We start from the raw sequence: 25,270 nt of genomic DNA, 5'->3' as shown, positions 1-25,270 counted from the left end.
CGTCAGCCGATTCAGATCGGCAGGTTGCCGTGCTTGCGGCCCGGGGACGGCTTGCGCTTGTCGCGCAGCATCGCCAACCCGCGGGCCACCGCCGCGCGGGTCTCGGCCGGGTCGATGATGTCGTCGACCAGACCTCGCTCCGCCGCGTAGTGCGGGTTCAGGAACTCCTCCGTGTACTCCGCCACCAGCTTCGCGCGCAACGCCACCGGATCCGCCGACGCCGCCAGGTCGCGGCGGTACAACACGTTCACCGCGCCCTCCGCGCCCATCACCGCGATCTGGTTCGTCGGCCACGCCAGTGACAGGTCGCAGCCGATCGAGCGCGAGTCCATCACGATGTACGCGCCGCCGTACGCCTTGCGCAGGATCACCTGGATCCTCGGGACCGTCGCCTCGCAGTACGCGTGCAGCAGCTGCGCCCCCTGGCGGATGATGCCGCCGCGCTCCTGCTCCACCCCCGGCAGGAAACCCGGCACGTCGACCAGGCTCACCAGCGGGATGCCGAACGCGTCGCAGAACCGGACGAACCGCGCCGCCTTCTGCGACGCCGGCCCGTCCAGCACGCCGGCGAACACCATCGGCTGGTTGCCGACCAGGCCGGTCACGCGGCCGTCGATCCGCGCCAGCGCGCACAGGACGTTGCGGGCCCAGCCCTCGTGCAGCTCGAAGAACTCGCCGTCGTCGGCGAGCTCGGCGAACACGTCCCGCATGTCGTACGGCTGGTTCGGCTCGACCGGCACCACTTCCGCCAGCCGGGGCCGGTAGTCGTCCTTCGCACTCGTCGGTGCGGTCGCCGGCGGCGAGTCGAGGTAGTTCGACGGCAGCAGCGACACCAGGTACCGGACGTCGGCGAGGCAGCTCTCCTCGTCGTCGTGCACCACCGTCGCGACGCCCGACGCGCTGCCGTGGACGTCCGCGCCGCCGAGCTCCTCGTGCGTGACGCGGCGGCCGCTGACCGCCTCGACCACGTCCGGCCCGGTCAGGTACATCCGCGCGGTGTCGCGCACCATGAACGTGAAGTCCGCCAGCGCCGGCGAGTACGCCGCCCCGCCCGCGCACGGGCCGAGGATCACGCTGATCTGCGGGATCACCCCGGACGCCTCGACCTGGCGCCGGAAGATGCCGCCGTAGCCGTTCAGCGCCAGCACGCCCTCCTGGATCCGGGCGCCGCCACTGTCGTTGAGCCCGATCACCGGGGCGCCGTTGGCCAGCGCGAGGTCGAGCACCTTGTGGATCTTCGCCGCGTGCGCCTCGCCGAGCGAACCGCCGAAGAGCGTGAAGTCCTGGGCGTAGACGAACACCCGGCGCCCGTCGATCGTGCCGGAGCCGGCGATCACGCCGTCGGTGTGCGGGCGGTTGCCGGCCAGGCCCGGGCCGGTCGCCTGGTGCCGCCGGTAGGGCTCGATCTCGGTGAAGGAGTCGTCGTCGAGCAGCAGGGCGAGCCGCTCGCGGGCGGTCAGCTTGCCCAGCGAGTGCTGACGCCGGACGGCGTCGAGCTTGCCCTCGTGGATGTGCGAGCGCAGCTCTTCGCGGCGCTTGCGCAGCAGCGGCATGTCGGGCGGCGCCGGCCGGGACAGGTCGGCGACGCGGGCCAGCTCGATGACCTGCGCGTCCCCGGAGGGCGCCGGGCGGCCGAGCCGGCGGCGCCGGACCCCGTCGGGGACCGGCACCACCTCCGCTTCGTCCGCGCGCGCCGCGCCGGAGTCCTGGGTTCCGCTCACGCGGCATCCCTCATCCGGGCCCGGTGGTCCCGCTCGATCTCGGCGACGATGGCGGACCACACGATGCCGCGGCCCAGCCGGGGCATCGGGCGGACGAGCGCGTCGACGGCAGGCGGCATCGGAGCCGCCGCGACGGGCTGCCGGTCACCGGTGTCCGCGTGCCCGGCGTCGCTGGTGGTCATGGCAGGACCTCCTCGATCTGAACGGTCCCGGGTCCGGGACCGGTGAGAACCGGCTGCCCACTTCCGTCCGAAGTGGACAGAGGGGACGGAGCGGGCAGAGTCGACGGCGTGGGCGGGACCGCCGCGCCCGCCTGCCGGTCCGTGATCCGCCCGGCGGCGTGCAACCAGGCCACCGCGTCGCGCACGGTCTCGGCCGCCGGCCGGGCCGGCACGCCGCCGGTGGGCGCGTCCCCGGCGACCGGCACCGCCGTCGCGCACACGTGGATCGCGCCGTACTGCACCGGCAGCGCCCACGGCCACCCGCGCTGCAGCCGGTCGGCGAACCGCCCCACCGGGTACAGCGCCCGCGGCGGCAGGAACACCGCCGGCAGCGCGCGCCCGGTCACCGCCCGGACCGTGGCCAGGTACTCCCGGGTGGTCAGGAAGTGCCCCGGCGCGAAGAACGCGTCACCGGAGACCTCGCCGCCGAGGATCCGGGCGTGCAGCTCCGCCGCGTCGCGGACGTCCCCGACCGGGAGCCCGCGGCCCGGCCAGATCGGCGTCAGCCCGCGCAGGACGTCGCGCAGCCGGGCGTTCTGGTCGCCCAGGCGCGGGTCGTGCGGGCCGAGCAGCGCCGGCGGGTACGTGACGACGACGGGGGCGCCCGCCGACCGGTGCTGCCGCGCGATCCGGTCGGCCGCCGCCTTCGACGCGAGGTAGGGCTCCCGCGACCCGCCGACCGGGCTCGAGACCCCGATCGACGGCGCGGTCGTGGGGTACAGCGCCCCGACCGTCGACACGTGCACGATCCGGCCGGTGCCCGCCCGGCGCGCCGCGGCGAGCACCACCTCGGTGCCGCGGACGTTCACCCGCCACAGCTCGTCGCGGCGCCGGCTGTCGAACGTGTACACGCCGGCCGCGTGCAGAACGGCGTCCGCACCGGAAACCAGCCGCCGGGCCGCGGCCGGATCCGTGACGTCACCCTCCACTATGTCCACTGTGGACGGAGCGGCGGCCGGGTCACGGGCGAGCAGCCGGACCCGGTGCCCGCGCCGCAGCAGCGCTTCGACCGTGTGGGCACCGAGGAAGCCGGTGCCACCCGTGACCGCGATCAGCATGTCCGTCCCTCTCAGGCCGCGCGGGCCTTCCCGTCGACGTGGTGGTAGCTGCCGCCGTAGAAGATCAGCGCCTCTTCGCCGGTGCCGCGGCTGGTCGCGACCACCCGGCCCAGGAAGATCGAGTGGTCACCACCCGCGACCACCTCGGCGAGCTCGCACTCCAGCCAGGCCAGCGCCCCGTTCAGCAGCGGGGCCCCGGTCTTGCCGCCGGGCGTGTAGCCGACCGCTTCGAACTGGGCCATCCCGTCGGGACGCCGCCAGTCGGCGAAGTACTTCGACGTGTCCTGCTGGTCCGCCGCGAGGATGTTCACGCCGAACGAGCCCGCGGTGACGATCGCGGAGTGCATCCGGGCCGCCTTGGACACGCAGCACAGCACCATCGGCGGTTCCAGCGAAACCGAGGAGAACGCGTTCGCGGTCATGCCGTGCGCGTCCTCGCCGCCGGCCGTCAGCACCGTTACGCCGGTGGCGAACTGCGCCATCACCTGCCGCAGTCCCGGCTGGGCCGAGAGGCCGCGGCGGGCGGCCGACGTCGGCAGCCGCTTCAGCACGGGAGGCTCCGATTCGTAGCCCACTTGTCAGACTCCCTTGCCGTTGACCGCGGCCGTCGAGTAAGGCACCAGTGCCTCACGCAGCTGCTCGGGGACCCGCGACGGCACGGTGGCCGTGTTGGGCCCGCGCATGCACGCGATCCGCTGCCGTCCCCGCGCCACCAGCCGCTCCTCGCCGCTTTCGGTGAGGTGGACGTAGTCGAACGCGAACTGGATCTGCGTCGAGGTGAGCTCTTCCAGCCGCAGCCGGATGGACAGCTCGTCGAACGCGGTGATCTCGGCGAAGAACTCGCACTCCACCTTGAGGGTGAAGAGCTTGAGGTCGTGGCGGACCTCTTCGAGCACCGCCGGCGCCTTCTCCTTGAGGAACATCTCGCGGCACCGGCCCTGCCAGCGCACGTAGTTCACGTAGTAGACGTTGCCCACCAGGTTGGTCTCTTCGAAGCCGACCGTGTGGCGGATCTCGTAGTAGTCGGACATCTTCAGTTCCCCTCTGCGTGGAGCACCGCGAAGACGATCGGATCGGTCCGGTCGTTGACCGTGGTCGACCAGGTGGCGATCCGGGCACCACCGGAGGAGAGCAGCGCCCACCCGTCGGCGTCGACCTGGCGCACGGTCAGCGCCTGGGTCATCGAGCCGGTCTTGCGGACGCACTCCAGCGCGCTCCAGACCCGCGTGTTGGCCACGCTGATCGGTTCGCCGGTGTCCGCCGCCAGCAGCCGGCCGAGCGCGAGGAGCTCTTCGCCCAGCAGCCCGGTCCAGTCCTCCTCGGTGCGTTCGATCGCCGTCTCGATGTCGCAGGCGACCTGGTCGGCGCCGGCGACCACGAGGGTCAGCTCCGAGGTGTGCGACGCGGTGACGTGCACGCCGCCGTCGCACTCCGGCTTGCCGTCGGGGCGGTAGCGGACCTCGACCGGCCGGTCGAGCGCACGGCCCGCGGCGAGCGCGGTCTGCGCCCGGCGTTCCGCGATGCCCTCGGCCGGGCGGCCCGCCGGGTCCGGCTCCAGCACCACCGACCGCGTCCCGCCGAGCAGCCGCTCGCAGGCACGCTCCACATAGGACCCGAGCATCGACGGGACCCACGGCCCGGCGCCGTCGCGCTTGCGGACCGCGCGCAGCTTCAGGCCTTCCCAGCGCTCGACCAGCGTCCCGTCCGGGTTGCGCACGTCGAGGTCGTAGATGTAGCTGTCGCCGTTCTGGACGCGTTCCTTCGCGTCCAGCAGGACGTACTCGGCGTGCTGGACACCGGGCTCGGCCAGGTACAGCTTCTCGATGCCCTGCGGCAGCAGCGTCGCGTCCGGGACGCAGCACTGGATCGCGTGCATCATCGCGTCCCGGGTGCCGGGGTCGGCCAGCAGCCGCTCCTGCGGGAGGAACGGCGCGAACCAGTAGTGGTCCGCGTTCGTCGAGATCTCGGCCACGGCGTGCCGGGCGCTCGCCCGGCGATAGCCCAGGACCCGCTGGAACCGCTTGCCCTGGAACAACACCGAGCCGTACAGCTCGCTGATCGGCTCCACCGGGACCGGCGGCAGCGCGACGTCGCGGGGGACGCGCTCGCCGAGCTCGGCCGGCCGGGCGAAGCTCAGCCGCGCCTTGAAGTGGTCGGCGCTGAAGCCGGTCTCGTCGCTGCGGATCACGACGTCGACGGTGTCGGCGTCGCGGGCCAGCGTGGCCAGCCGGACCGTGGTCGACCCGCCCGGCGAGACGATGATCGGCCGGAGGAACTCGACGTCGGACAGCACCGGGGTCCCGACGCGGTCCAGCGTCGCCGCCGCGGCCTGCGTCATGGCCTCCATGCCGAGCACCGCCGGGAACAGCAGCTGCCCGTCGAGCAGGTGGTCGGTCAGGTACGGGTCGGCCCCGTCGGAGAGGTCGGCCTCGGTGATCAGCTCGACGCCCGGGTAGTGCACGATCGCGCGGTCGACGAACCGGGTCAGCGGCAGCTCCCGCTTCTGGATCGGCAGCGTGGCCAGGCCCGACGTGCGGCCGCACACCACCAGCACCGGCGGCGCGGCCGGGTCGGCCAGCACCTGGCGGAGGATGGTGATGCCCTCCTCCGTCGGGATCGGCGTGATGCCGTCGCGCATCAGGGCGCTGACCACACCGAGCTTCTCGCCCATGCCGGTGCCCGACCAGACCGACCACTCCAGCGCGATCGCCCGCGCCTGCGGGTGTTCCTGGCCGAAGCGCAGGGTCAGCTCGGTCATCCAGTCGTTCGCCGTGGCGTAGTGCGCTTCCCCGCGCAGGCCCGCCCGGCCGATGATGCTGCCGAAGGTGACCAGGAGCTTGATCTTGTCCTGGTCGACCGCGGCGAGCACCGCGTTGAGACCGCCGATCTTCGGGGCGAGGGTCTTGCGGAAGCTGTCCTCGGTCAAGGAGAAGAGGGCGGCCGGCTCGTTGCGGCCCGCGCCGTGCAGGACCGCCGTGACCGGGCCGAGGTCGGCCTGGACCCGGGCGACCGCCTCGGCGATCTGCGGGGCGCTGGTGACGTCGGCGCGCTCGTAGCGGTAGCGGATGCCCGCCGCCTCCATGCGGTCGAGGTTCTCGGCCAGCTCGGTGTCGGTCTCCGGGTCGCTGCGCCCGAGCAGGGCCAGCTTCGCGCCGGAGTCCTTCGCCAGTGCCAGCGCGCTCTCCGCGGTGATGCCCTTGCCGCCACCGGTGACGAGCAGGACGTCCGAGGAGTCCAGCGAGTCGCGGATCGGGCCGGGCTTCGGCGCGGGCAGCGCGGACAGCCGCGGCACCGTGCGCCCGCCGTCGGCGCCGTAGCGCGCTTCGGTGAAGTCCGTGGTCGCGGCGACCTCGGCCACCACCGTGTGCACGGCTTCGGCGATCGCGTCCACATCGGACGGTGTCGGGTCCGCGAAGTCGATGATCGTCGTCTTCGCCGAGGGGTCCTCGAGCCGCAGGGTGCGGGCCAGGCCGGCCGCGCCGTAGCCGTGGTGCACGACCACGAACCGCGTGCCGTTGGGGGCGGCCATGACGGCGCGGCCGGCGTCGAGGAACAGCCCGACGTGGCTCGAGTCGCAGTCCGCCGGCAGGCAGAGCACCACGCCGTCCCCGGCGCCGGACGCGGCCAGCGCGGCCTTCAGCGGCTCGGCCAGCGGGTGCCGCGGCGTCGCGAAGAGCTGCCACTCGGCGCGCCCGGTGCCCGGCGTGAGGTCCGCGTTGGGCCGCGGCGCGGGCACGTACTCGACCGCGAACGGCCGGACCCACGGTCCGACGCCCGGGGCCTCGCCGACGTTGCGGTCGGCCGGCTTCGCCGTCTGCGCCAGCTCGTCGATCATCTCGGCGAGCTCACCGAGGCAGACCGTCGCGAAGTTCGGCATGCCTTCGAGCGCGGGCCGGCCCAGCGCCCGGGTGACGTCGTTGACCAGCTGCCCGACCGTGATCGACGACAGGTGCAGGTCGTCGAGCGGGTGGGTGTCGGCGGTGACGGCTTCCAGCGGCAGCTCGACGCGCTCGGCGGCGAGCTTGCGCAGCAGGTCCAGGGTCGACCCCGAGTCGGAGTCGCCGGTGGCGGCGTCGGCCTCGGCGGCCAGTGCCTTCTCCGCGGCGAGCTCGGTGGCCAGCTCGCTGTCGATCGACGGCGCCGCTTCGCACGGGCTGGAGAGGAAGTTGTACACCCCGTCGGCCGGCAGGGCACGCACGACGCGTCCCTCGAACAGCGCGTCCACCGAGATCGGGGCGCCGAGCGCGAACGCCGCGCCGACGACCCGCAGCAGGGCCTGCAGCGACGCGTTGTCCGAGTCGATCGCGAGCACCGGGGTGTCCGGCGCGATCTCCTCGAACAGCCCGGTCAGCACCCGGCCGGGGCCGACCTCGACCACCAGGTCGCTGCGCTCGGCCACCTTGGCGGCGGCTTCGCGGAAGCGGACCGGCAGCACGATCTGGTCGTGCAGCAGCTCCGGCAGGTTCTCGGCGGCGTGCAGCACGTCGCCGCTGACCGTCGAGACGACCGGCCGCTCGAGCCGGGCGAAGCTGAACTCGCCGAGCCGTTCGGTCATGGCCCGCGCGGCCGGTTCGACCGCGGGCGAGTGGAAGGCGTGCGAGACCTTGATGCGGGTCGCGCCGACGCCCTGGGCCTTCGCCCTGGCGACGATGCGGTCGATCGCCTCGGCCGGACCGGAGATGACGGTCTGCTCCGGCGCGTTGTAGCCGGCGATGACCAGGTCGTCACCCAGGCCCAGCTCCTCGACGCGGCCGGGCGAGGCGGCGATCCCGGCCATCGCGCCGGTGCCGTCGCCGGTCGTCGTGGCCATCACCTTGCCGCGGAGCTTGGCCAGCTCGAGCAGGCCGCGCTCGTCGAGCGCGCCGCCCCAGTGCAGGGCGGTCAGCTCGCCGAGGCTGTGACCGGTGACGGTCGAGGCCTCGATGCCGAAGGAGCGCAGCACCCGCAGCGCGGCCAGCGAACCGGTGACGATCCGCGGCTGGGCCACCTCGGTGGCGACCTGGTCGCCGGCGACCGGCAGGGCCGCGGCGCGGAAGATCTCCTCGGCCACGGTGAACCGGCGGCGCAGGGCGCTCTCGCCGCCGCGCCCGGATCCCTGGCCGGGGAACAGGTAGCCGATCTTCGGGGCGGCACCGCGGCTGCTCGCGAAGATGCCGTCGGCGGAGTCGAAGACCGCGCTCCCGGACTCGAGCTGCTCCAGCAGCTTGGTCAGCTTCCGCTCGGCGTGCTCCGGGTTGGCCGCGACGACCGCGGCGCGCACCGGCTTGCCCGACAGGTCCTTCGCCAGCTTCGCGGCGAGGTCGCCCAGCTCGGCGAACGACAGCTTCGGCACGGCCTCCAGGGTCGCGGCGATGTCGCCGCGCAGGGTCGCGACGTCGTCGGCGTCGAACAGCAGCAGCTCGGCGTCCTGCCGGCCGGCGACCAGGGTGCGGGCCCGCTCGTCGAGCTCGCGGCGCCGGGCCGCGGTGGGCGACTCGGTGACCGTGACGTGGGAGTTGATGCCGCCGAAGCCCATCGCGGAGACCCCGGCGCGGACCGGCTGGTCCTCGGGCCAGAGCGACGCGTCGCGCGGGACGTACATCCGCGCGGACGTCCCGGTCAGCGACTCGTGCGGCTCGTAGTGGCCGGTGGCCGGCGGGATGACCTGGTGGTAGACCGCCAGTGTCGCCTTGATCAGGCCGGCGACGCCCGCCGCGGCCTTGGTGTGCCCGATGTTGCCCTTGATCGTCGAGAGCGCGGCCGGCTTGGCCAGGGGGTCGGCGTCGCGGCGGGCGGTGGACAGCGCCTCGATCTCGGTGGCGTCGCCCAGCGCGGTGCCGGTGCCGTGGCCCTCGAAGTAGGAAACGGTCTCGACGCCGTAGCCGGCGCGGTCGTAGGCGCGCTTGAGGGCGAGCCGGTGCCCGGCGGCCTCGGGCCGGGTGATGCCGCCCTTGCCGTCGGAGGAGACGCCCCAGCCGCCGATCGACGCGTAGATCCGCTTGCCCTGCTCCAGCGCGTCGCTTTCGCGCATCAGGACGAGCATGCCCGAGCCCTCGCCCGGCCAGAAGCCGTTGGAGTCGGCGTCGTAGACCTTCATCTCGCGCTTGGCCAGCGCGCCGGTCTTCGCGAACCCGATCACCTCGAACGGGTCGATCGACAGGTCGACACCGCCGGCGATGGCGAGGTCGAGGTCGCCCTGGGCGAGCGCGTTGGCCGCGGTCACCACGGACAGCAGCGAGGACGAGCAGGCGCCGTCCACGGTGTAGCCGCCGCCGGCGAAGTCGAAGTGGTTGCAGACGCGGCCGGCGATGGTGTTCGCCAGGCCACCGGCGAGGGAGTCCTCGTTGATCTCGGGGAACGGCTCCTTGTACTGGATCTCCAGTTCCCGCAGGAAGCTCGCGGTGTCCTCGTCCTCCCAGCCGCGGGAGCTCAGCGCCGCCGCGACCGTGCGGCGGACGTACGGCCAGCGCAGCCGCATGATGTTGGCGCGGGAGAACTCCCCGGTGAGGCTGTTGCCGATGACGACGCCGGTGTTCTGCCGCGGCGCCCCGTCACCTTCGCCGAACCCCGCGTCCGCGAGGGCTTCGGCGGCGACGTCGAGCGCCAGCCAGTGCGTCGTGTCCGTCGCGCGGAACGTGCTGCCGGCGACCTTGTGCGCCACCCGGTCGAACTCGTAGTCCCGCAGCACCGCCGCCTTCTGCGCGTAGAAGCGGTCCGGTGCCTTCGGATCGGACGAGTAGTAGTCCGCCCGGTTCATCCGTTCGTCGGGGAGCCTGCGGAACGCCCGGCGACCGGCCAGCACGTTTTCCCAGAGCTCCTCCGGAGAACTCGCGTCGGGGTATCGGAGACCGATACCGACGATCGAAATGCGCTCAACGCTCATGCCACCGCACTCCCACTGGCTCTCGAGCCCCGTATCACCGGAACCGTCAGGTCCCCGCTGCCACCGGCGCGATCCCGCCGCCGGTCTGTCATCCGCGGGCCGCGGCGGTGCCGCTGCCCGGTTCGCCCGGTCCGCCGGGCCGCCTGGTCCAGCATCTCCCGGGCGACGCGGACCGTCTTCTTTCTGCCTGCCCCGGGCCGCTACGTCAGCACGCTGGGACAACGCCGCAGACTGTCTACTGTGGACTTGATCAGGCGTCGAACTGGCCGGGCCTGCGTCCCTGGCCCGCCGGTCCGCGGTAGGCCTGGGCGATGTCGAGCCACTGGTCGGCCAGCGTGCCCTTCGCCCGGATGTCGAGGTCGTAGCGGTGCCGCCGGCGGGTGACGAGCAGGCAGAAGTCCTCCGCGCTGCCGCTCACCCGGTTGGCCGCGTCCGCGGGTCCGAACGTCCAGAGCTCGCCCGAAGGCGCGGTGAGCTCGTAGCGGAACTCCTCCGCCGGCGGCGTCAGGTTCCGCGCCTCGTAACCGAAGTCCCGCACGCGCACGGCGAAGCCGACCAGGTGCTTGATCCGGTCGGTGCGCACCGGGCGCACGCCGAGCGCGTCGGCGACGTCCTGGCCGTGGCCGAACAGCTCCATCATCCCGGCGCACGCCAGCACGTACGGCGGCAGCGGGTTCACCAGCCACGGCACCAGCTGGTCGCCGGGAACGGCGGCCAGTGCCTTGATGCCCGTGTCGCGCTCGGCGCGCCAGCGGGACAGCAGCACTTCGGCCGGGTCGTGGATGAACTCCTGCAATGCGCCTTCGACCGCGTTGTCGAACCCGACGGACTCGACGGCCTTGGTCATCTCGATGAACGCCTGCGGCTGCGCGGCCGCGAGGCCGGCGATCCGGAAGATGAACGCGAGGTGCGCGATCTGGTGCCGGACCGCCCACCCCGGCGCCGGGGTGGGGGTGTCCCACCCGGCTTCGGCGAGGCCGGCGACGAGCGCGTCCACTTCGGCGGCCTCGGCGGTCAAGTGTGCGATCACGCCCGTGGTGTCAGTCACCTGTCTGTCCTCTCACGGCTACGACGTCTTCTCGTGAGCCGGCGGCCGCCGCGAGGGGCGGGGTAAGGGGAGCCACTCCTCGCGGCGACCGCGGGCCGAGCAGATCGGGATCCCGCGGGGCGGCGTCGCGAACCGGGCCAGATTTCGGTGTGTCCCGGTGCTGCGCGCCCCGGCGGGCGATCTGACCTTTCGATCATCACCCGCGCCGACCTGCGAGTCTTCTCTTCACGGGCGGTGCGGCAGCCGGTCACCGGCCGCCACGGCCGCGGTGAGAGCCGCCCACGACACCAGCTCCACCAGGCCCCGATCGTCCGTCCCGTCCAGGCGGACGTCGGCGGGGCCGACCTGGTACGCCGCCTTGGCCGTCAGCAGGGCGAGCCGGCCCGCCGCGCGTTCGTCCTCGGGCAGCTCGGCCAGCACGGGCTCGACCCAGGCGCGGCTCAGCCCGGGCGGTTTCCCGTCCCAGGCCTTGACTTCGCGCTGGACGAGGTCCCGCACGCGAAGGGGCACCGAGCGTTCCCCGGCTACTTCCACCGCCGCCGTGGCGCGCGCGAAGGCGTCGGCCAGGGTGCTGCCCCGGGGTACCCAGCCCGGGCCGTCCACGACGGTCTCCGGCAGCAGGCCCAGCGCTTCCCCGGCCGGCGGCGCGGCCCCCGGTTTGAGCAGGAGTCCCAGTACCGCCTTGGCTTTCTCACGCGCCGACGCCGGCACCGACGCCGGCAGCGGCGACGGGCCGAGGAACACACTCACCACCCGGTTGAGGTAGTGGAACGCGACCGCCACGGCGGTGAACTCGGCGACGGCGGCGGCCGGGACGTCCGAGGGCAGCCCGCCCTCGCCCCGCGCCCACGCGACCAGTGCCCGCGTGTCCGCGTCCGGGATGGCCCCGGCGTCGCCCGCCTCGATGGCCGCGGCGGCAGCCGGCTCCCCCAGCGAGGCGAGGGCCATGCCGTGCACCTCGACGCAGTACGGGCACGCGTTCGCGGCCGACACCGCGGCCGCGACGACCTCCTTGTCGGCCCGGCTCACCGTCCCGCCCGCGACCAGCGACTCCCGCAGCACCAGCCACACCGCGGCGAGCACCTCCGGCGCGGGCGAGTGCAGCGCGACGGGCGGGGCGAGCATCCCGAAGTCCCGCTCCACCTGCCGGTAGACGTCCGCCACCAGCCCCCGCGCCCGCCGCGGCCGCACGGCCTCGACGTACTTCACGTCCCGCAGCGTCCGCCGCAGGGCGAACCGCACCAGTCCGGGCGCCATCGTGCCTCCTCGTGAAACGGCGGACTCGCGCTCCCAGGAGCCCAGGAGCGCGAGTTCGAGGTACCCGTGCATCAGTTGCCGGCGACCAGGTCCAGTTTGGACACCGCCCGGCGGCCGGTGATCGACCCGTCCGGCGCCGGGGCGCCGTACTTGACGTCGACGTCCCGGGCCTGCAGCGCCCGGACGATGCCCGGGATCGACCGCTCGGCGAGCGCGGCGATGGTCATCGCCGGGTTCACCGTCAGCGCACCCGGCACCGACGCGCTGTCGGTGACGAAGATGCCCGGGTGGTTGCGCAGCTCGTGGTTCGGGTACAACGCCGACGTCGCCGCGTCGTCCCCGATCCGGCACGAAGCCAGCGGGTGCACGGTGTACGCGCCGACGACGTCGTTGGTCCACGGCGAGACCTTCGCCAGGCCGTCCTTCTCGATGATCGCCTTGCAGTCGGCGTCCGCGAGCGCCCAGCCGCGCCGGGTGTTCGTGGTCGGGTCGTAGCGCAGCGGGCCGCGGCCCAGCATCTGCTGCGAGATCCGGTAGGCGTTCCCGGTGGGCGGCGGGGTGCCGAAGACGCCTTCGTTGTCGTCCTCGGTCATCAGGAAGATCGTGAGCCAGTTGGCCCACTGGTTGAGGATCTCCTTCTTCTGCGCGCCGTACCAGCGCGGCTCGTCGCCGCCCGGCACCTGGGCCAGGATCGTGCCCAGCCCCGGCGGGAAGTACAGCTGCTCCAGCGAGTACCGCTCGTACTCCGGCAGCGAGCCGTCGAGCTTGTCCCAGTTCGCGACGGTCGGGCCCTTGCCGATGTGGTTGGCCGAGTACACCGGACCGTCCTCACGGGACAGTCCGAGCACCTCGCGGACGCGGTCCTCGTCGATGATCGCGGTGTTGAGCCGCTCGCCGTTGCCGGAGAAGTACCGGCCGACGCCGTGCGGCATCGTGCCGAGCGTCGCCTCCGAGCGCTGCAGGATCACCGGCGTCGCGCCGGCGCCCGCGGCGATGATGACGACCTTCGCCTCGATCACGCCGGTCCCGGTGTGGATCCGGTAGTCCTCTTCGTCGATCAGGTCGAAGTGGACGCGGTAGCCGCCGTCCTCGGTCCGCTCGAGGCGCTGGACCTCGTGCAGCGGCCGGATCTCGGCACCGTGCGCCAGCGCGGCGGGCAGGTAGTTGGTCAGCATCGATCGCTTGGCGTCGAACTTGCAGCCCGCCATCATGAAGTTGCAGTTGACGCAGGTGTCGTTGTCGACCGCGACCGGCGCCGGGTTCGCCGTGCGCCCCGAGTGGTTGCAGGCCGCGGCCCACAGTCCACCGGCGTAGGAGACGTCGCTCCAGTCCTGTTTGGACACCGGGATCGACTCGTCGACGCGGTCGTACCACGGTTCCAGGCTGTCGCGGGAGATGACCGACGGCCACATCCGGCGCCCGATGCTGCCGTGGCGGTCGAACACGAAGCGCGGCGCGCGCGGCATCGCGGCGAAGTACACCACGCTGCCGCCGCCGACGCAGTTGCCGCCCAGCACGCTCATCCCGTCGCCGACGACGAAGTCGAACGCCCGCGTGTAGGACGAGCCGAGCAGGTAGTCGTGCTCGAAGTCGGCCGCGGCCAGCCACGGCCCGCGCTCCAGCACCGTCACCTTCGCCCCGCCGGCGGCGAGGTGGTAGGCCGGGATGGACCCGCCGAACCCGCTGCCGACGATGACTACGTCGGTCTGGTCGATCGCGCTCATGCTGGGCTCCCGGAAGGCGTCGTGTCGGGGTGGAGCTCGGCCAGCTTGCGGCCGTAGCCGTACTTCGGGAACCGCCAGAACCCGTCGGCGTCCGGGGCCTTGTACCCCAGCGCCAGCAGACCGGGGTGCCCGTCGCGGATGGCGTCGGCGGTGTGCAGGTGCGGGGCGCTGTCGTAGGCCATGTTGCAGAACAGCGCGAGGCTGACCCAGCCGTCCTTCTCCGGGTGCCCGGGCGTGGTCAGCCGGTTCACCAGCTCGCGGCGGTGCTCGTAGGGCAGCGCGACGAACGGCGGGACGTCGTGGTCGAGCTCCAGCGCCACCTCCCCCGCGTAGACCTTCGCGTGGTCGTTGAGCGACTGCGCGAGGTAGGGCAGGCCGGCCGTGACGCCGGTCGCGTCGAAGTGCAGCAGCTCGAGCGCACCCGCCACCACCGATCCCGGACCGGGCGCGGCCCCGGCGATCGCCCGGTCCTCCGGGAACCGCTTCTCCCCCGGCACGATCGTGTCCGCATAAGCCTCGAGGGTCATGGTCTCGACACGTTCTTCTTCGGTGCTTTCTGGTCGGGCCTCGGGTTGCACCGGCCTACCTCCTCATCGAATGTCCACAGTAGACGTCAAGCTGCTTCGGCCCGCCACGTCCGCTCCCGGCGGCGCACGGTCATCGGCAGCCCGCCGCGCACCCGCAGCGACAGCATCGCCTCGGGTTCGACGACCTTGCCCGGTACCTTGCGCAGCTCCAGGTCCCGCGCCGCCATCGCCAGCACGAACACGGCCTCCATCACCCCGAGGCTGTTGCCGATGCAGAACCTCGGCCCGGCGCCGAACGGGATGTAGGCGTAGCGCGGCGGCCGCCCGGCCGGGTTGGCGGCGTCGAACCGGCCCGGGTCGAAGCGTTCCGGGTCGGTCCAGAACTCCGGGTGCCGGTGCAGCGTGTACGGCACGACCACGACGTCGGAGCCGGCCGGCACGTGGTACCCGCCGATCTCGTCGTCGGCCTGCGCGATCCGCGGCAGCAGCCAGACCGGCGGGTACATCCGCATGACCTCTTCGACCACGGCGACGGTGTAGGTCAGCTTCCGCAGGTCCTCGTGCTCGGGCAGCCGGTCGCCCAGCACCTCGACGGCTTCGGCGTGCAGCCGCTCGCCGACCTCCGGGTGCTCGTCGACCAGGTGGAACGCCCAGCCGAGCGTGCTCGCCGTCGTCTCGTGCCCGGCCAGCAGCAACGTGATCAGCTCGTCGCGCATGCGTTCGCGTGACGCGTGGTCGGCCGAGCCGGTCGCGATCAGCCGGGACAGCACGTCCTCGCCGTTCTCGACCGGGTTCGCGAGCCGCTGGTCGACCAGCTCCTCGGCGATCCGGCGCAGGTCGTCGCGCGCGGTCCGGAACTCGACCTGCTTCTTCAGCGGCACCCACTGCGGGACCATGCTGAGCGTGACGGCCTCGAACATGGCCTGGTCCTGCACGGCCTCGAACGAGTGGCCCAGCGTCTCGTACCCGCCCAGCTCGGCGTCGAGCAGCGTCTTGCCGAGGACGCCGAGGGTCAGCCCGGTCATCTCGTGCAGGATCTCGACCGGCCCGTCGTGCTCGGCCAGCCGCTTGACCAGCGTCTCGACCTCGGCCGCGACGACCGCGGCCTGGCGCGAGATCCGCTTGGGCTGGAACACCGGCTGGATGGTCCGGCGCTGCTTCTTCCAGGTCTCGCCGTCGCTGGTGAGCAGGCCGTCGCCGAGGGCCCGGCGGGCCTCCTGCAGGCCGATGCCCTTGTGGTAGTTCGCCGCGTTGTCGGCGAGGACGTGCTTCGCTAGGTCCGGGTGGTTCACCAGGTACATCGCCTTGGGGCCGATGGCGATGCGGACGACGTCGCCGTAGGTGTCGGCGTTGTCGCCCATGAGCGCGAGCCGGTCGGTGAAGAGCTGCTTCAGCAACCGGAACGTCGCTCGGCGCGGCGGCCCGGGCGGCGCGGTGCGCGCCGCCCGGACGTTGTCGGCGGGACCGGTCATGCCGCGATGGCTCCCGGCTTCTCGCCGTCACCGGTCGATTCCGGCGCCGGCGCGAGCTCGAGCTTCGCCTTCTGCGCGGCCTGGTCGGACTCGAACTGGACCCGGGCCTTGTTCGAGAAGTGCAGGCCCCAGAGGAACAGCCCGCGGATCAGGCAGACGGTCGCGGTGGCCAGGAACAGGCCGTACGCGACGTGCACGGCGGTGAAGAAGCCGTACGCGAGCGCCACACCGGCGCCGAAGGCGAACTGCGAGCCCTTCTTCGACGGAGACGTCCCCGGGTCGGTCACCATGTAGTTCGTGTAGAGCACGAACGCGATCCCGGTCCCCATCGCCAGCGCGCCCGGGATGGACGTGCCGAAGAGCCACCCGCGGACGAAGGCCTGGATCACGAAGAAGCTCAGCCAGCCCGCGATCAGGAACATCCGGTTGGTCAGCAGCGCGTTGAGCACCGTGCCCGAGATCAGGATGATCGCGACGATCAGCCAGCCGCCCCAGGTCGCGATCTGCTCGCTGAAGTGGTACGGCGGGGCGATGCTGGCCCACGGGAACACCAGCAGGATGACCGTGATGCCGAAGTTCGACGGGTTCATGTAGTGCCGCATGCGGCCGTACACCGGCGCCTGCAGGACCCACTTGGCCCCGACCGCCACGACCACCCCGAAGATCATCACGAGGATCCGGTCGTTGACGTAGGTCAGCATGTTCAGCGCGAGACCGGTGATGTGCGCCGGCAGCAGGAACTCCATGAGCCCCTTGAAGCCGTTGCCCTTGAACCGGACGCCGCGCTGGGTCACCTTGGCGTTGATGATCTCGAGCACGATCTCGGTGGTGTACGCGGTCGCCAGCGCGACGAACGGGTACAGCCACGGCTGCTCGAACCCGAGGATCGTGTAGCCGAGGATGTTGAAGATCGTGATCGACATCGCGAACCGCTTCAAGGCCGTGATGACCTTGTTCGTCCGTTTCGGTGGCGCGGTGTCCACTGTGGTCAGAGTCGGGGTGGCCATGCCGTCACATCTCTTCCATCGCCGTGGTGCCGAGCTGGTACATGTGGCAGCCGGGTTCGAGCTTCAGGTCCTGCGTCCGCAGCTGCCCGGTCCGGTCCCGCCACTGCAGGTGCACGTCGAGCGGACCGCTGACGTCGTGCCCGAGGCCGATCTGGACGTCGAAGCTGCGGCGGCCGGCTTCCCCGCTGCTGCCGTCGACCCGGCCGAGGTACTTCTTGCCGTCCGAGGTCGTCACGGTGGCCTCGGCGCCGATCGCGGGCACGCCGGCCGCGGGCAGCGGGCCGGGCGCCACCGGGGCGTCGGTGGTCAGCTTCAGCTGCAGGTACTTGCCGGGCTTCGGGCTGTCGTTGTGGTAGAAGATCGGCTGCTCCCACTGCCGCGCCACCGCGAACTCGGGCAGGCCGTCCCCGTCGGTGTCGCCGACGGCGATCCCGCGGGTCGGGGTCGGCACCGCCAGGCCCAGCTGCGGGCCGAGGTCGGTGTAGCGGCCGTCCGGGCTCTTCACGAAGAAGTGGAACGTCTGGTCGCCACCGATGTCGTCACCGGCGCGGGCGTTCGGCCACCAGAAGGGGTTGGACAGCAGGCCGTCGTTGGCCGTGGCCAGCTCCTGCAGGTTCGGCCAGCGGTTGACCTGTCCCTTGACGAACCCGGTCGCCTGCGCGATCTGGTTCTCGCCGCTGTTGTTGAAGTCCTGGATCTTGACGTCCCAGCCCCAGCCGGACCAGGCCGTGCCGTCCGAGCCGCTCACGTCCTCGAAGGGCGCGACGCCGTCGTTCAGCTGGCTGCGCAGGTCCTGGGCGTTCTTCGCGGTGTTCATGAACTGGAAGTTCGACTCTTCGATGCCCCACGACGTCGTGATGTTGCTGACGAACAGGTCGTAGAGGCCGTCGTGGTTCAGGTCGCCGAAGTCGACGCCCATCCCCTTGAAGGAGTCGTGGCCCAGCACCTTCGACTTCGGGTCCGTGAAGCCGCGGACCCCGGTGACCTCACCGAACTCGATGTGCCCCGGCGAGGACTTGTTGTACAGGAAGTGGTCGTGCCCGAAGTCGTTGGCGATGTAGAGCTCCGGCAGGCTGTCGCCGTCGACGTCGGTCGCGCTGGAGGCCAGTGTCCAGCCGAGGCGCGCGTCTTCCGGGATGCCCTGGGAGGCGTCGACGAACCGGGCGGTCGGGTTCGCCCCGGACGTCGCCCCGGTCCAGCGGAAGATGAACTTGCCGCCGGAGTTCGTCGCGTGCGACATCGACTGGTTCAGCGTGATGCCGCCGTCGGCGGTCGGGTCCAGGACCTTGCTGTCCGGGAAGTAGTTGCCGACGAAGACGTCGACGTGCCCGTCGCCGTCGAAGTCGCCGATGGTGACGGAGTCGGTGTTCCACAGCGGTCCGCTGTACTTCCCGTCCGGGCCGCGGTGGTTGCCCGGCACCAGCTCGGTCGGCTGGAACGCCGAGGCGTCGAACTTCGTCGCGGTGGCCTTCTGCAGGAACACGACCGGGCTCCGGCCCCAGTAGTAGGCGAGGATGTCGGTCCGGCCGTCTTCGTTGTAGTCACCCGGGACGCAGCCCATCGGCGCCATGTAGTCCCACGTCGGCAGCACCGGCGCGGGGTCGAGCGCGAACGGCGCGTAGCGCGGGCCGGAGTCCGGCGCCGGCGTGACGACGACCTGGTCGCTGCGCGGGTCGACCAGGCAGAGGTCGTTGGCCTTGCCGCTGCCGCTGATGTCGTTGAGCGCGATCGCGGCGCCGACCGAGGAGATCCACGCGGAGATGTGCTCGTACTCCTTGTTCACCGTCCGGATCGACTGCGACTTCGTGGCCGCGGGCAGCGCGATCGTCATCGGGGTGAAGTGGAACTGGCTCGCCATCGAGTCCTGTTCGGCGGCCGAGACGCGGGGCAGCTGCGCGACCGTGTAGAGGCCGAGGATCAGCACCAGCGCCACGATGCCCGCCAGCTGCTTGCGCAGCCAGCCGAAGGTCGCGGTCATTTCTTCTTCCCTCCGTGGGTCAGCACTTCTTCGGCGATCCGCTGCCGCCAGGTTTCGAACGCCGGGACGTCGTCGCCGTCGACGACGACGGCCGGGCGGACCTCCTGGGTGATCGCCGCCACGCGCTCGGCCGGGAGCCCGCAGATGGCCTGGGCCGCCATCTCGGTCTCCGGGATCAGCAGGCCCGAACGCACCCGGCACTCGGCGGCGAAGGCACTCCCCTGCGCCAGCTGGCCGTGGTGGATCCCGGCCCGGTCGACCAGTTCCGCCAGCTCGTCGGCCGTGACGCCGCACGCGTAGGTCGAGGCGAGCCCGACCCCCGCGTACAGGTCACCGTGGCGGGACTCCGGGAACTCCTCGATCGTCTTGGCCACCAGGGAGACGTCCGTGCCGCAGATGAACCACAGCGCCCGGCCGATGCCCTGGTCGATGGCGCGCAGCGCGTAGCCGTCGTACCGCCGGTCCGGCCACGAGAACTTCGGGTCCTGGTACTGCTCCCCGATGTACTGGGCCGTCTTGAAGTAGGCCTGGTGGAAGCCGTAGCCGTCGAGCACCAGCCAGCGCAGCAGCGGGTCGAAGGCCGACGCCTTCGGCCACGCGAACCGCGGGAGCCGGCACATCGCCCAGCCGACCCCGACGTAGATGATGTAGTCGTGCTTCTCGCCGGGGCCGGCGAGGAACCCGGCGATGTTGGAGCTCTTGCCGAAGGGGAGCCCGTCGAGCACCCCGTAGCCCATTCCCGCGCCTTCGTAGGCGAACCCGCGGAACCGCGGCTCGATCTCCTCGAGCCATTCTTCGGCTTGCTCGACCGACTTCGCTTCGACGGCGTGCGCGTACCCGCGGAGGAACATCGCCCCCACGGTTTCGAGCCGTTCCTGAGCGGCTGGGCTCTTCCGGTGGAAGCCCCGCTTTTCCAGCAAGGTCTCCGAGACATCAGGTGTCAGGACGCGGCGCCTGAGCGTACGCCAACCATTGCCCAACGCACTCTCCCCCTTAGGGTCGACTGTTCACTTCGCCTCTACGGTCACAGATTTGCTGGTCAGGGCTCTACTCCACGGTTGCCCGCGATCACCCCGCGGCTTCTTCAGCCGGCCAGCCGCCGGGCCGCGGGGTCGAACTCCGCCCGGATCCGCTGCCGCCACAGCTCGTACGGCGGCTGCGGGCCGTCGTCGCCGTCGGCCTGTTCGGTGCGGTCGGCGAGGTTCTGCGCGCCCTGCACGGAAAGGTCGGTGAGCACACCGGCCGCGAGGTGGGTGTGTGCGGGCACGTACGCGGAGTACGTCCGCGCCTTGACCGCGAACACCACGCCCAGCGCGAGCTCGTCGTAGTGCTCGCCGGCCGCCTTGCGCAGCCGGCCCAGCCCGCGCTGGTCGGCGCCGCCGGCGAACGTCGCGGCCAGCCCGACCCCGCTCCACAGGTCCGCGCGGCGGTGCTCGGCGAAGCGCACGACCGCCTTGGCGACGGCGTCCGGGTTCCCGCCGTTGATGAACCACAGCGCCCGCCCGACCCCCTGGTCGAACGCCCGCCCGAAGTACTCCGGGCGCCCCGCCCACGGGTAGGGCTCCGGCTCGGCCTGCTCGTCGACCCACTTCTTCGTGTCGAAGTAGGCGCGGTCGAAGCCGAAGCCGTCGACGGCCAGCCAGCTCATCACCGGGTGGTAGGCCACCCCGGACAGCTCGGGCAGGATGTTCTTCCACAGTGGACGCGGCAGCCGCGCCATCGCGAAGCCGATCCCGATGTAGGTCAGGAAGATGTGCGGGCGGCCCGGCCCTTCGAGCAGGGCGCGGGTGCGGTCGCGGCCGCCGCCCGGCATGGCGTCGAGGATCGTGTAGCCCATCGTCGCGCCTTCGTAGGCGAACCCGCGCTGCTCGGGCTCGATGAGCGCGAGCCGGCGCTCGATCTCCCACAGCGACGCGCCTTCGATGGCCCATTCGAACCCGCACACGACCGCCTGCGGCACCGCCTCCAGCCGGGCCGTCGAATCGGTGTGGGTGACCGGGAAGCCGCGTTCGGCGAACCCGACCGAGGCGAGCGAAGGAGCGAGGAACCGCTTGCGGAGCACTCCCATTACCGTGGACATTGCTGTGTCGTCCTTTGTTCGTCGGGGGATCAGGCGACGGCGCGCAAGTGCGGGCGCTGGGCGGCGCGCATGCGCTGGGTGAACGGCGACTGCTTGGACGCCAGCGTGATCGCGATCGGCGCGTCGGTCGGGGCCGGCGCGCGCAGGCCCACCCGGGCGGTGGTCTGGCCGAAGGGCGCCACGTTCACGCCCGCGTAGCCGATCGAGAACCGCGGCCCGGCCGCGCCCGGCTGGTGCTGCGCGACCGCGATCGCCGTCCAGCGGCCGGCGGGCACGCCGTGGATGGTCAGCTCGCCCGAGCTCATGTTGGCCATGCCGCCGAAGGCGACGGGCCCGCACTGGGGCACCGGGTCGGCGAAGAGCCCGACGAGGGTGTCGGCGGGCGCCGAGCCGCGGGGCATGTCGAGACGCATCGACAGCACCCCCGTGCCGGTCTGCAGCGAGGCGCAGCTGCGCCCGGCCGCCCGCAGCGTGCGCAGCGGCGGAAGCCGTTGGAAGGACGGCGAAATCGCCACGAGCAGCTCGGCGACCTGCGGCTCGCGGTACTGGGTCGGCGTCATCCCGACCGCCCGCGAGAACCGGCTGGTGAACGTGCCGACGCTGCTGTAGCCGACGCTGCACACGATGTCGGAGACGTTCAGCGACGTCGTCAGCAGCAGCCGCTTGGCCTCGAACAGGCGGACCGCGGTGAGGAACCGCCCTGGCGTCACCCCGGTGGCGTCGGCGAACATCCGGGAGAAGTGGAACCGGCTGACGAAGACCTCGGAGGCCAGTTCCGCGAGCGTGAGTGGTTCGAAGTACCGCTGCTGAATCGACGTGATGGCCTGCAGCACGGCGGGCCGGACCGACTTCTCCACGCGCTCGAGCGCCGGCATCCGGGGCGGATCGTCGAACTCGCTGTCGTGTCCGACAGCCGCAATAGACCGCAACATCATCCGTCCAACCTCGAATTCCCCTGGTGGCAGTTCTCCTGGTGCCAGGGAAGACGCCGCGTCTCGCAGATCACTCGATGGGCGATGGAGCCCGACCGGGCGAAACGCACTCCGGCGGAAGCCGCGGCGCCCGGCGCGGGAGTTCCACACCGGACTGTCCATGCGGAACACACGGCCCGCGCGTGCGCGATACCGCACGCATGATCGTGGCCGCTCCCGCGCTTGGTCCGATCCGGGGACACCCGCGAGCGCCCCCGCCCTGGTTGGGCCGGATGGCGGACCGTGCGGAACACCCGGGGCACCCCTGCGAAACGCACGGGGCCACGGGACAAACCCACGCGGACTCTGATGGGTGACTCACTGGCCGCCGGAGCGACGCTCTGTCACATTCGGATAGAAGCCCGGAGTCGGCCGTCCACCGACCCGCGTGGCACCACTGGGGAAGCGCGAGGACGCATTGACGACGCTGGAGGCCTGCCATGTACTCCGAACTGCCGCCGCCGACGGACGAGCCGGACGACGCTGGAGTGACGTTCACCGTTCTGGGCCCGCTGGAAGTGCGGCGCGGCGGGGTCGACTACGCGCCGACCACCCCCAAGGTCCTGCAGCTGCTCGCCGTGCTCGTGATGCGCCCGGGCAAGATGGTACACATCGACACCCTCATCCGGGAGCTGTGGTCGTACAACCCGCCCCGGACGGTGCGGACGACGTTGCACACCTACGTCTACCACCTGCGCCGGTGCATCGACCAGAACCGCCTAGCCGCCGACGGGGAGAAGATGCTGGCCACCAAGCAGTCCGGCTACGCCTTCTACATCGACCCGTCCCAAGTGGACACCTACCGGTTCGTCCGGCTGCAGCAGCTCGGCCACGAGCACCAGGACGCCGGTGACCACGCGGCGGCCGCCGACGCCTACCGCGCGGCGCTCGACCTCTGGTCCGGCCCGCCGCTCGCGAACGTCCACTGTGGACCCATTCTCTCGGCCTACCGTACGGAGCTGCTCGAGCAGCGCCGCAGCGTCCTGCACCTGCGGATCGAAGCCGAGATCATCAGCGGGAAGCACCGCGAGCTGATCGGCGAACTGCGGTCGCTGGCCACCGGCAGCCCGCTCGACGAAGCGCTGCACGGCCAGCTGATGCGCGTGCTCGGCCGCAGCGGACGGCGATCCGACGCGATGGCCGTCTACCGCAGGCTCCGGTCGAGGCTGGCCGGCGAACTGGGCGTCGAACCGTGTGACGACCTCCAGGTGCTGCACCGAGAACTGATCTCCGAAGGAGACCACCGCTGATCCACCGCTTCCCCGGCTTCGGCCGAGTTCGATCGCGTCGCCCGAGAAAGAAGTGAGGAAAGTTCGATGCCCGCTCCCAACACCCGCGCCTACGGACAGTTCTGCGGTCTCGCCCGCGCTCTCGAGATCATCGGCGAGCGCTGGTCGCTGCTGATCGTCCGCGACCTGGTGCTCGGCCCGAAGCGCTACGACGAACTGCAGGCCGGTCTGCCGAAGATCCCGCCGTCCATCCTTTCGTCCCGCCTCAACGAGCTCGAAGCGACCGGGGTGCTCCGCCGCCGCGTCCGCGCCGAGCTCGACGCGGGCCTGATCTACGAGCTGACCCAGTACGGCAGCGAGCTCGACCAGGTCCTGCTCGACCTCGGCCTGTGGGGCGCGCGTTCCCTGCACCAGCCGGGCCCGGACGACGTGTTCACGCTGGACTCGGCGATCCTGTCGCTGTACACGACGTTCCGCGCCGACGTGGCCGAGAGCGTCCAGATCACCTACGAAATCCGCTACGACGACAGCATGATCATCCACGCGCTGGTCGAGGACGGCGTGGTCAAGGTCGGCGAAGGCCGGTTCGCCGGCGCGGACCTGGTGGTCAAGGTGACCAACGGCGCGGTGATGCTGGACCTGATGAGCGGTCACGTGTCGGCGCGCGAAGCGGTCCGCAGCGGCAAGCTGGCGATCGAGGGCGACCTGGCCGACCTGGAGCTGCTGGCCCGGCTGTTCCACGTCCCCTCGGCCCCGGAGCCCCCGTCGGGCATCGTGGTCCGCTAGCGGTTCAGCGGTCTGCCGCGGCTGGTCGTGAGTGAGAAACAGGGTTAGAACACTGTTTCTCACTCACGACATCCCGGCGACCACCTTCAGCCGGGCGCGATCCGCTCCGCCCGCTGCACCAGGTACCGCCGCTCGGGCCAGCTCGCCGTCCGGTCGGCGGCGCGCAGGTAGTACTCCCGCGCCCCGGCCGGATCCCCTGCCAGCTCCAGCAGGTGCGCGCGGACCGCGTCCAGGCGGCGGCCGACGTCGAGCTTCGCGTCGACCGTGTCCAGCAGCGCCAACCCCTCGAGCGGGCCCGAAGCCTGCGCCACCGCCACGGCCTGGTTGATCGTCACCACCGGGCTCGGCATCAGGGTCTGCAGGACGCGGTAGAGCTCGACGATCTGCGGCCAGTCCGTCCCCTCGGTGCTGGGCGCGGTCGCGTGCAGGGCCGCGATCGCCGCCTGGACCTGGTACGGCCCCAGCGCCGCGTGGCCGAGCGTCGCGTCCACCAGCGCCTCGCCCTCGGCGATCATCGCCGCGTCCCAGTGGCCGCGGTCCTGCTCCGGCAGCGGCACCAGCTCGCCGTCCGGTCCCGTGCGGGCCTCGCGGCGCGCGTCCGTCAGGAGCATCAGCGCCAGCAGGCCCGCCACCTCGCCCTCGCCCGGGATCAGCGCGTGCACCGCGCGGGTCAGCCGGATCGCCTCCGCCGCCAGGTCGGCGCGCACGAGGTTCTCCCCGGACGTCGCCGTGTACCCCTCGTTGAAGATCAGGTACAGCACCTGCAGGACGACGCGCAGCCGGTCGCCGAAGTCGGCCGGCGACGGCTCGCTGAACGTCGACCCCGCGGCGGCGATGCTCTCCTTGGCGCGGGTGATGCGCCGGGTCATCGTCGCCTCCGGCACCAGGAACGCGCTCGCGATCTCGGCCGTGGTCAGGCCGCCGACCGCGCGCAGCGTCAGCGCGACCTGCGAAGGCGGCGACACCGCGGGGTGGCAGCACAGGAACAGCAGCTTCAGCGTGTCGTCGGTGCCCGCGGGCTGCTCTTCGCCGGGACCGGCGACGACCGCGGAGCCCACCGGCTCCCGCACGGCGACCGACTCCTCACGCCGCCGCCGCGCGCTCTCGCTGCGCCAGTGGTCGGTGAGCCGGCGGGTCGCGACCGTCACCAGCCAGGCGTGCGGGTTGTCCGGGACGCCGTCGGCCGGCCACTGCTCGCTGGCCGCCAGCAGCGCCTCCTGGACGGCGTCCTCGCACGCGTCGAACTGGCCGTACCGGCGCACCAGCACGCCGAGCACCCGCGGCACCAGCGGGCGCAGGACCTCGGCGACCGGAGCGGGTGCGGTCACC

Annotated in this window: 19 protein-coding genes; 2 read left to right on the top strand and 17 right to left on the bottom strand. The window is 72.0% G+C overall.

Translation table 11 applies throughout. The features are described from left to right. Positions 1-11 precede the first annotated feature (11 nt). The 16 genes from ACZ7PG_RS47050 to ACZ7PG_RS46975 form a co-directional block, all read right to left on the bottom strand. A complete protein-coding gene (locus ACZ7PG_RS47050) occupies positions 12-1,721 on the bottom strand; it encodes an acyl-CoA carboxylase subunit beta (RefSeq protein WP_470245748.1) in 1,710 nt (569 codons plus the stop codon). Next, the gene (locus ACZ7PG_RS47045) at positions 1,718-1,903 is read right to left on the bottom strand and encodes a DUF6222 family protein (protein WP_470245747.1); all 186 of its coding nucleotides are present in this window, start codon (positions 1,901-1,903) and stop codon (positions 1,718-1,720) included. Before ACZ7PG_RS47045 ends, ACZ7PG_RS47050 begins: the two co-directional genes overlap by 4 nt. Further along, positions 1,900-3,000: an SDR family NAD(P)-dependent oxidoreductase gene (locus tag ACZ7PG_RS47040; RefSeq protein WP_470245746.1), complete on the bottom strand. Its 1,101-nt coding sequence runs from the start codon at positions 2,998-3,000 to the stop codon at positions 1,900-1,902. The genes ACZ7PG_RS47045 and ACZ7PG_RS47040 overlap by 4 nt, the downstream gene beginning before the upstream one ends. 11 nt (positions 3,001-3,011) lie before the next feature. After that, the gene (locus ACZ7PG_RS47035; RefSeq protein ID WP_470245745.1) at positions 3,012-3,575 is read right to left on the bottom strand and encodes a flavin reductase family protein; all 564 of its coding nucleotides are present in this window, start codon (positions 3,573-3,575) and stop codon (positions 3,012-3,014) included. Between the two features lie 3 nt (positions 3,576-3,578). Next, positions 3,579-4,031: an acyl-CoA thioesterase gene (locus ACZ7PG_RS47030; protein WP_470245744.1), complete on the bottom strand. Its 453-nt coding sequence runs from the start codon at positions 4,029-4,031 to the stop codon at positions 3,579-3,581. Positions 4,032-4,033: 2 nt separating this feature from the next. After that, positions 4,034-9,862 carry a type I polyketide synthase gene (locus ACZ7PG_RS47025; RefSeq protein ID WP_470245743.1) on the bottom strand — a complete coding sequence of 1,943 codons (5,829 nt, stop codon included), beginning with the start codon at positions 9,860-9,862 and terminating at the stop codon, positions 4,034-4,036. A 250-nt stretch (positions 9,863-10,112) separates the two neighbouring features. Continuing rightward, positions 10,113-10,910, bottom strand: coding sequence for a TIGR03084 family metal-binding protein (locus tag ACZ7PG_RS47020; protein WP_470245742.1), 798 nt, complete (start codon positions 10,908-10,910; stop codon positions 10,113-10,115). A 225-nt stretch (positions 10,911-11,135) separates the two neighbouring features. Beyond that, positions 11,136-12,167 carry a carboxymuconolactone decarboxylase family protein gene (locus tag ACZ7PG_RS47015; protein WP_470245741.1) on the bottom strand — a complete coding sequence of 344 codons (1,032 nt, stop codon included), beginning with the start codon at positions 12,165-12,167 and terminating at the stop codon, positions 11,136-11,138. A gap of 71 nt (positions 12,168-12,238) precedes the next feature. After that, positions 12,239-13,891, bottom strand: coding sequence for a GMC family oxidoreductase N-terminal domain-containing protein (locus ACZ7PG_RS47010; RefSeq protein WP_470245740.1), 1,653 nt, complete (start codon positions 13,889-13,891; stop codon positions 12,239-12,241). Further along, positions 13,888-14,418 carry a DUF5987 family protein gene (locus ACZ7PG_RS47005; protein WP_470245739.1) on the bottom strand — a complete coding sequence of 177 codons (531 nt, stop codon included), beginning with the start codon at positions 14,416-14,418 and terminating at the stop codon, positions 13,888-13,890. The genes ACZ7PG_RS47010 and ACZ7PG_RS47005 overlap by 4 nt, the downstream gene beginning before the upstream one ends. 86 nt (positions 14,419-14,504) lie before the next feature. Continuing rightward, positions 14,505-15,890: a cytochrome P450 gene (locus ACZ7PG_RS47000; RefSeq protein ID WP_470245738.1), complete on the bottom strand. Its 1,386-nt coding sequence runs from the start codon at positions 15,888-15,890 to the stop codon at positions 14,505-14,507. After that, positions 15,887-16,897, bottom strand: coding sequence for an enediyne biosynthesis protein (locus ACZ7PG_RS46995; RefSeq protein ID WP_470245737.1), 1,011 nt, complete (start codon positions 16,895-16,897; stop codon positions 15,887-15,889). The genes ACZ7PG_RS47000 and ACZ7PG_RS46995 overlap by 4 nt, the downstream gene beginning before the upstream one ends. A 4-nt stretch (positions 16,898-16,901) precedes the next feature. Continuing rightward, positions 16,902-18,875, bottom strand: a complete 1,974-nt coding sequence (locus tag ACZ7PG_RS46990; protein WP_470245736.1) for an FG-GAP repeat domain-containing protein — start codon at positions 18,873-18,875, stop codon at positions 16,902-16,904. Then, on the bottom strand, positions 18,872-19,855 hold the full coding sequence (locus tag ACZ7PG_RS46985; RefSeq protein WP_470245735.1) for a DUF1702 family protein: 984 nt from the start codon (positions 19,853-19,855) through the stop codon (positions 18,872-18,874). The genes ACZ7PG_RS46990 and ACZ7PG_RS46985 overlap by 4 nt, the downstream gene beginning before the upstream one ends. Positions 19,856-19,959: 104 nt before the next feature. Continuing rightward, complete coding sequence (locus ACZ7PG_RS46980; RefSeq protein WP_470245734.1) at positions 19,960-20,955, bottom strand: DUF1702 family protein; 996 nt, start codon at positions 20,953-20,955, stop codon at positions 19,960-19,962. 29 nt (positions 20,956-20,984) lie between these two features. Beyond that, positions 20,985-21,830, bottom strand: a complete 846-nt coding sequence (locus ACZ7PG_RS46975; RefSeq protein WP_470245733.1) for a helix-turn-helix transcriptional regulator — start codon at positions 21,828-21,830, stop codon at positions 20,985-20,987. A gap of 536 nt (positions 21,831-22,366) precedes the next feature. Here ACZ7PG_RS46975 and ACZ7PG_RS46970 point away from each other — a divergent pair. After that, the gene (locus ACZ7PG_RS46970) at positions 22,367-23,176 is read left to right on the top strand and encodes an AfsR/SARP family transcriptional regulator (protein ID WP_470245732.1); all 810 of its coding nucleotides are present in this window, start codon (positions 22,367-22,369) and stop codon (positions 23,174-23,176) included. Between the two features lie 66 nt (positions 23,177-23,242). Further along, positions 23,243-23,941 (top strand): winged helix-turn-helix transcriptional regulator, encoded by a 699-nt coding sequence (locus ACZ7PG_RS46965; RefSeq protein ID WP_470245731.1) that lies wholly within the window; start codon positions 23,243-23,245, stop codon positions 23,939-23,941. A gap of 86 nt (positions 23,942-24,027) precedes the next feature. Here ACZ7PG_RS46965 and ACZ7PG_RS46960 read toward each other — a convergent pair whose 3' ends face one another. Continuing rightward, positions 24,028-25,269 (bottom strand): RNA polymerase sigma factor, encoded by a 1,242-nt coding sequence (locus ACZ7PG_RS46960; protein ID WP_470245730.1) that lies wholly within the window; start codon positions 25,267-25,269, stop codon positions 24,028-24,030. Position 25,270 lies beyond the last annotated feature (1 nt).

Source organism: Amycolatopsis sp. NPDC114504 (genome assembly GCF_055633595.1).
Note: the sequence above shows the minus strand (reverse complement) of the source record. Positions and strands in the feature narration are given on the sequence as shown.

Bases quoted from the DNA above. Each gene is read 5' to 3' on its own strand.
- ACZ7PG_RS47045 (WP_470245747.1), bottom strand. From the start codon at position 1,903: ATGACCACCAGCGACGCCGGGCACGCGGACACCGGTGACCGGCAGCCC.
- ACZ7PG_RS47040 (WP_470245746.1), bottom strand. From the start codon at position 3,000: ATGCTGATCGCGGTCACGGGTGGCACCGGCTTCCTCGGTGCCCACACG.
- ACZ7PG_RS47030 (WP_470245744.1), bottom strand. From the start codon at position 4,031: ATGTCCGACTACTACGAGATCCGCCACACGGTCGGCTTCGAAGAGACC.
- ACZ7PG_RS47025 (WP_470245743.1), bottom strand. From the start codon at position 9,862: ATGAGCGTTGAGCGCATTTCGATCGTCGGTATCGGTCTCCGATACCCC.
- ACZ7PG_RS47015 (WP_470245741.1), bottom strand. From the start codon at position 12,167: ATGGCGCCCGGACTGGTGCGGTTCGCCCTGCGGCGGACGCTGCGGGAC.
- ACZ7PG_RS47010 (WP_470245740.1), bottom strand. From the start codon at position 13,891: ATGAGCGCGATCGACCAGACCGACGTAGTCATCGTCGGCAGCGGGTTC.
- ACZ7PG_RS47005 (WP_470245739.1), bottom strand. From the start codon at position 14,418: ATGACCCTCGAGGCTTATGCGGACACGATCGTGCCGGGGGAGAAGCGG.
- ACZ7PG_RS47000 (WP_470245738.1), bottom strand. From the start codon at position 15,890: ATGACCGGTCCCGCCGACAACGTCCGGGCGGCGCGCACCGCGCCGCCC.
- ACZ7PG_RS46995 (WP_470245737.1), bottom strand. From the start codon at position 16,897: ATGGCCACCCCGACTCTGACCACAGTGGACACCGCGCCACCGAAACGG.
- ACZ7PG_RS46990 (WP_470245736.1), bottom strand. From the start codon at position 18,875: ATGACCGCGACCTTCGGCTGGCTGCGCAAGCAGCTGGCGGGCATCGTG.
- ACZ7PG_RS46980 (WP_470245734.1), bottom strand. From the start codon at position 20,955: ATGTCCACGGTAATGGGAGTGCTCCGCAAGCGGTTCCTCGCTCCTTCG.
- ACZ7PG_RS46975 (WP_470245733.1), bottom strand. From the start codon at position 21,830: ATGCCGGCGCTCGAGCGCGTGGAGAAGTCGGTCCGGCCCGCCGTGCTG.
- ACZ7PG_RS46970 (WP_470245732.1), top strand. From the start codon at position 22,367: ATGTACTCCGAACTGCCGCCGCCGACGGACGAGCCGGACGACGCTGGA.
- ACZ7PG_RS46965 (WP_470245731.1), top strand. From the start codon at position 23,243: ATGCCCGCTCCCAACACCCGCGCCTACGGACAGTTCTGCGGTCTCGCC.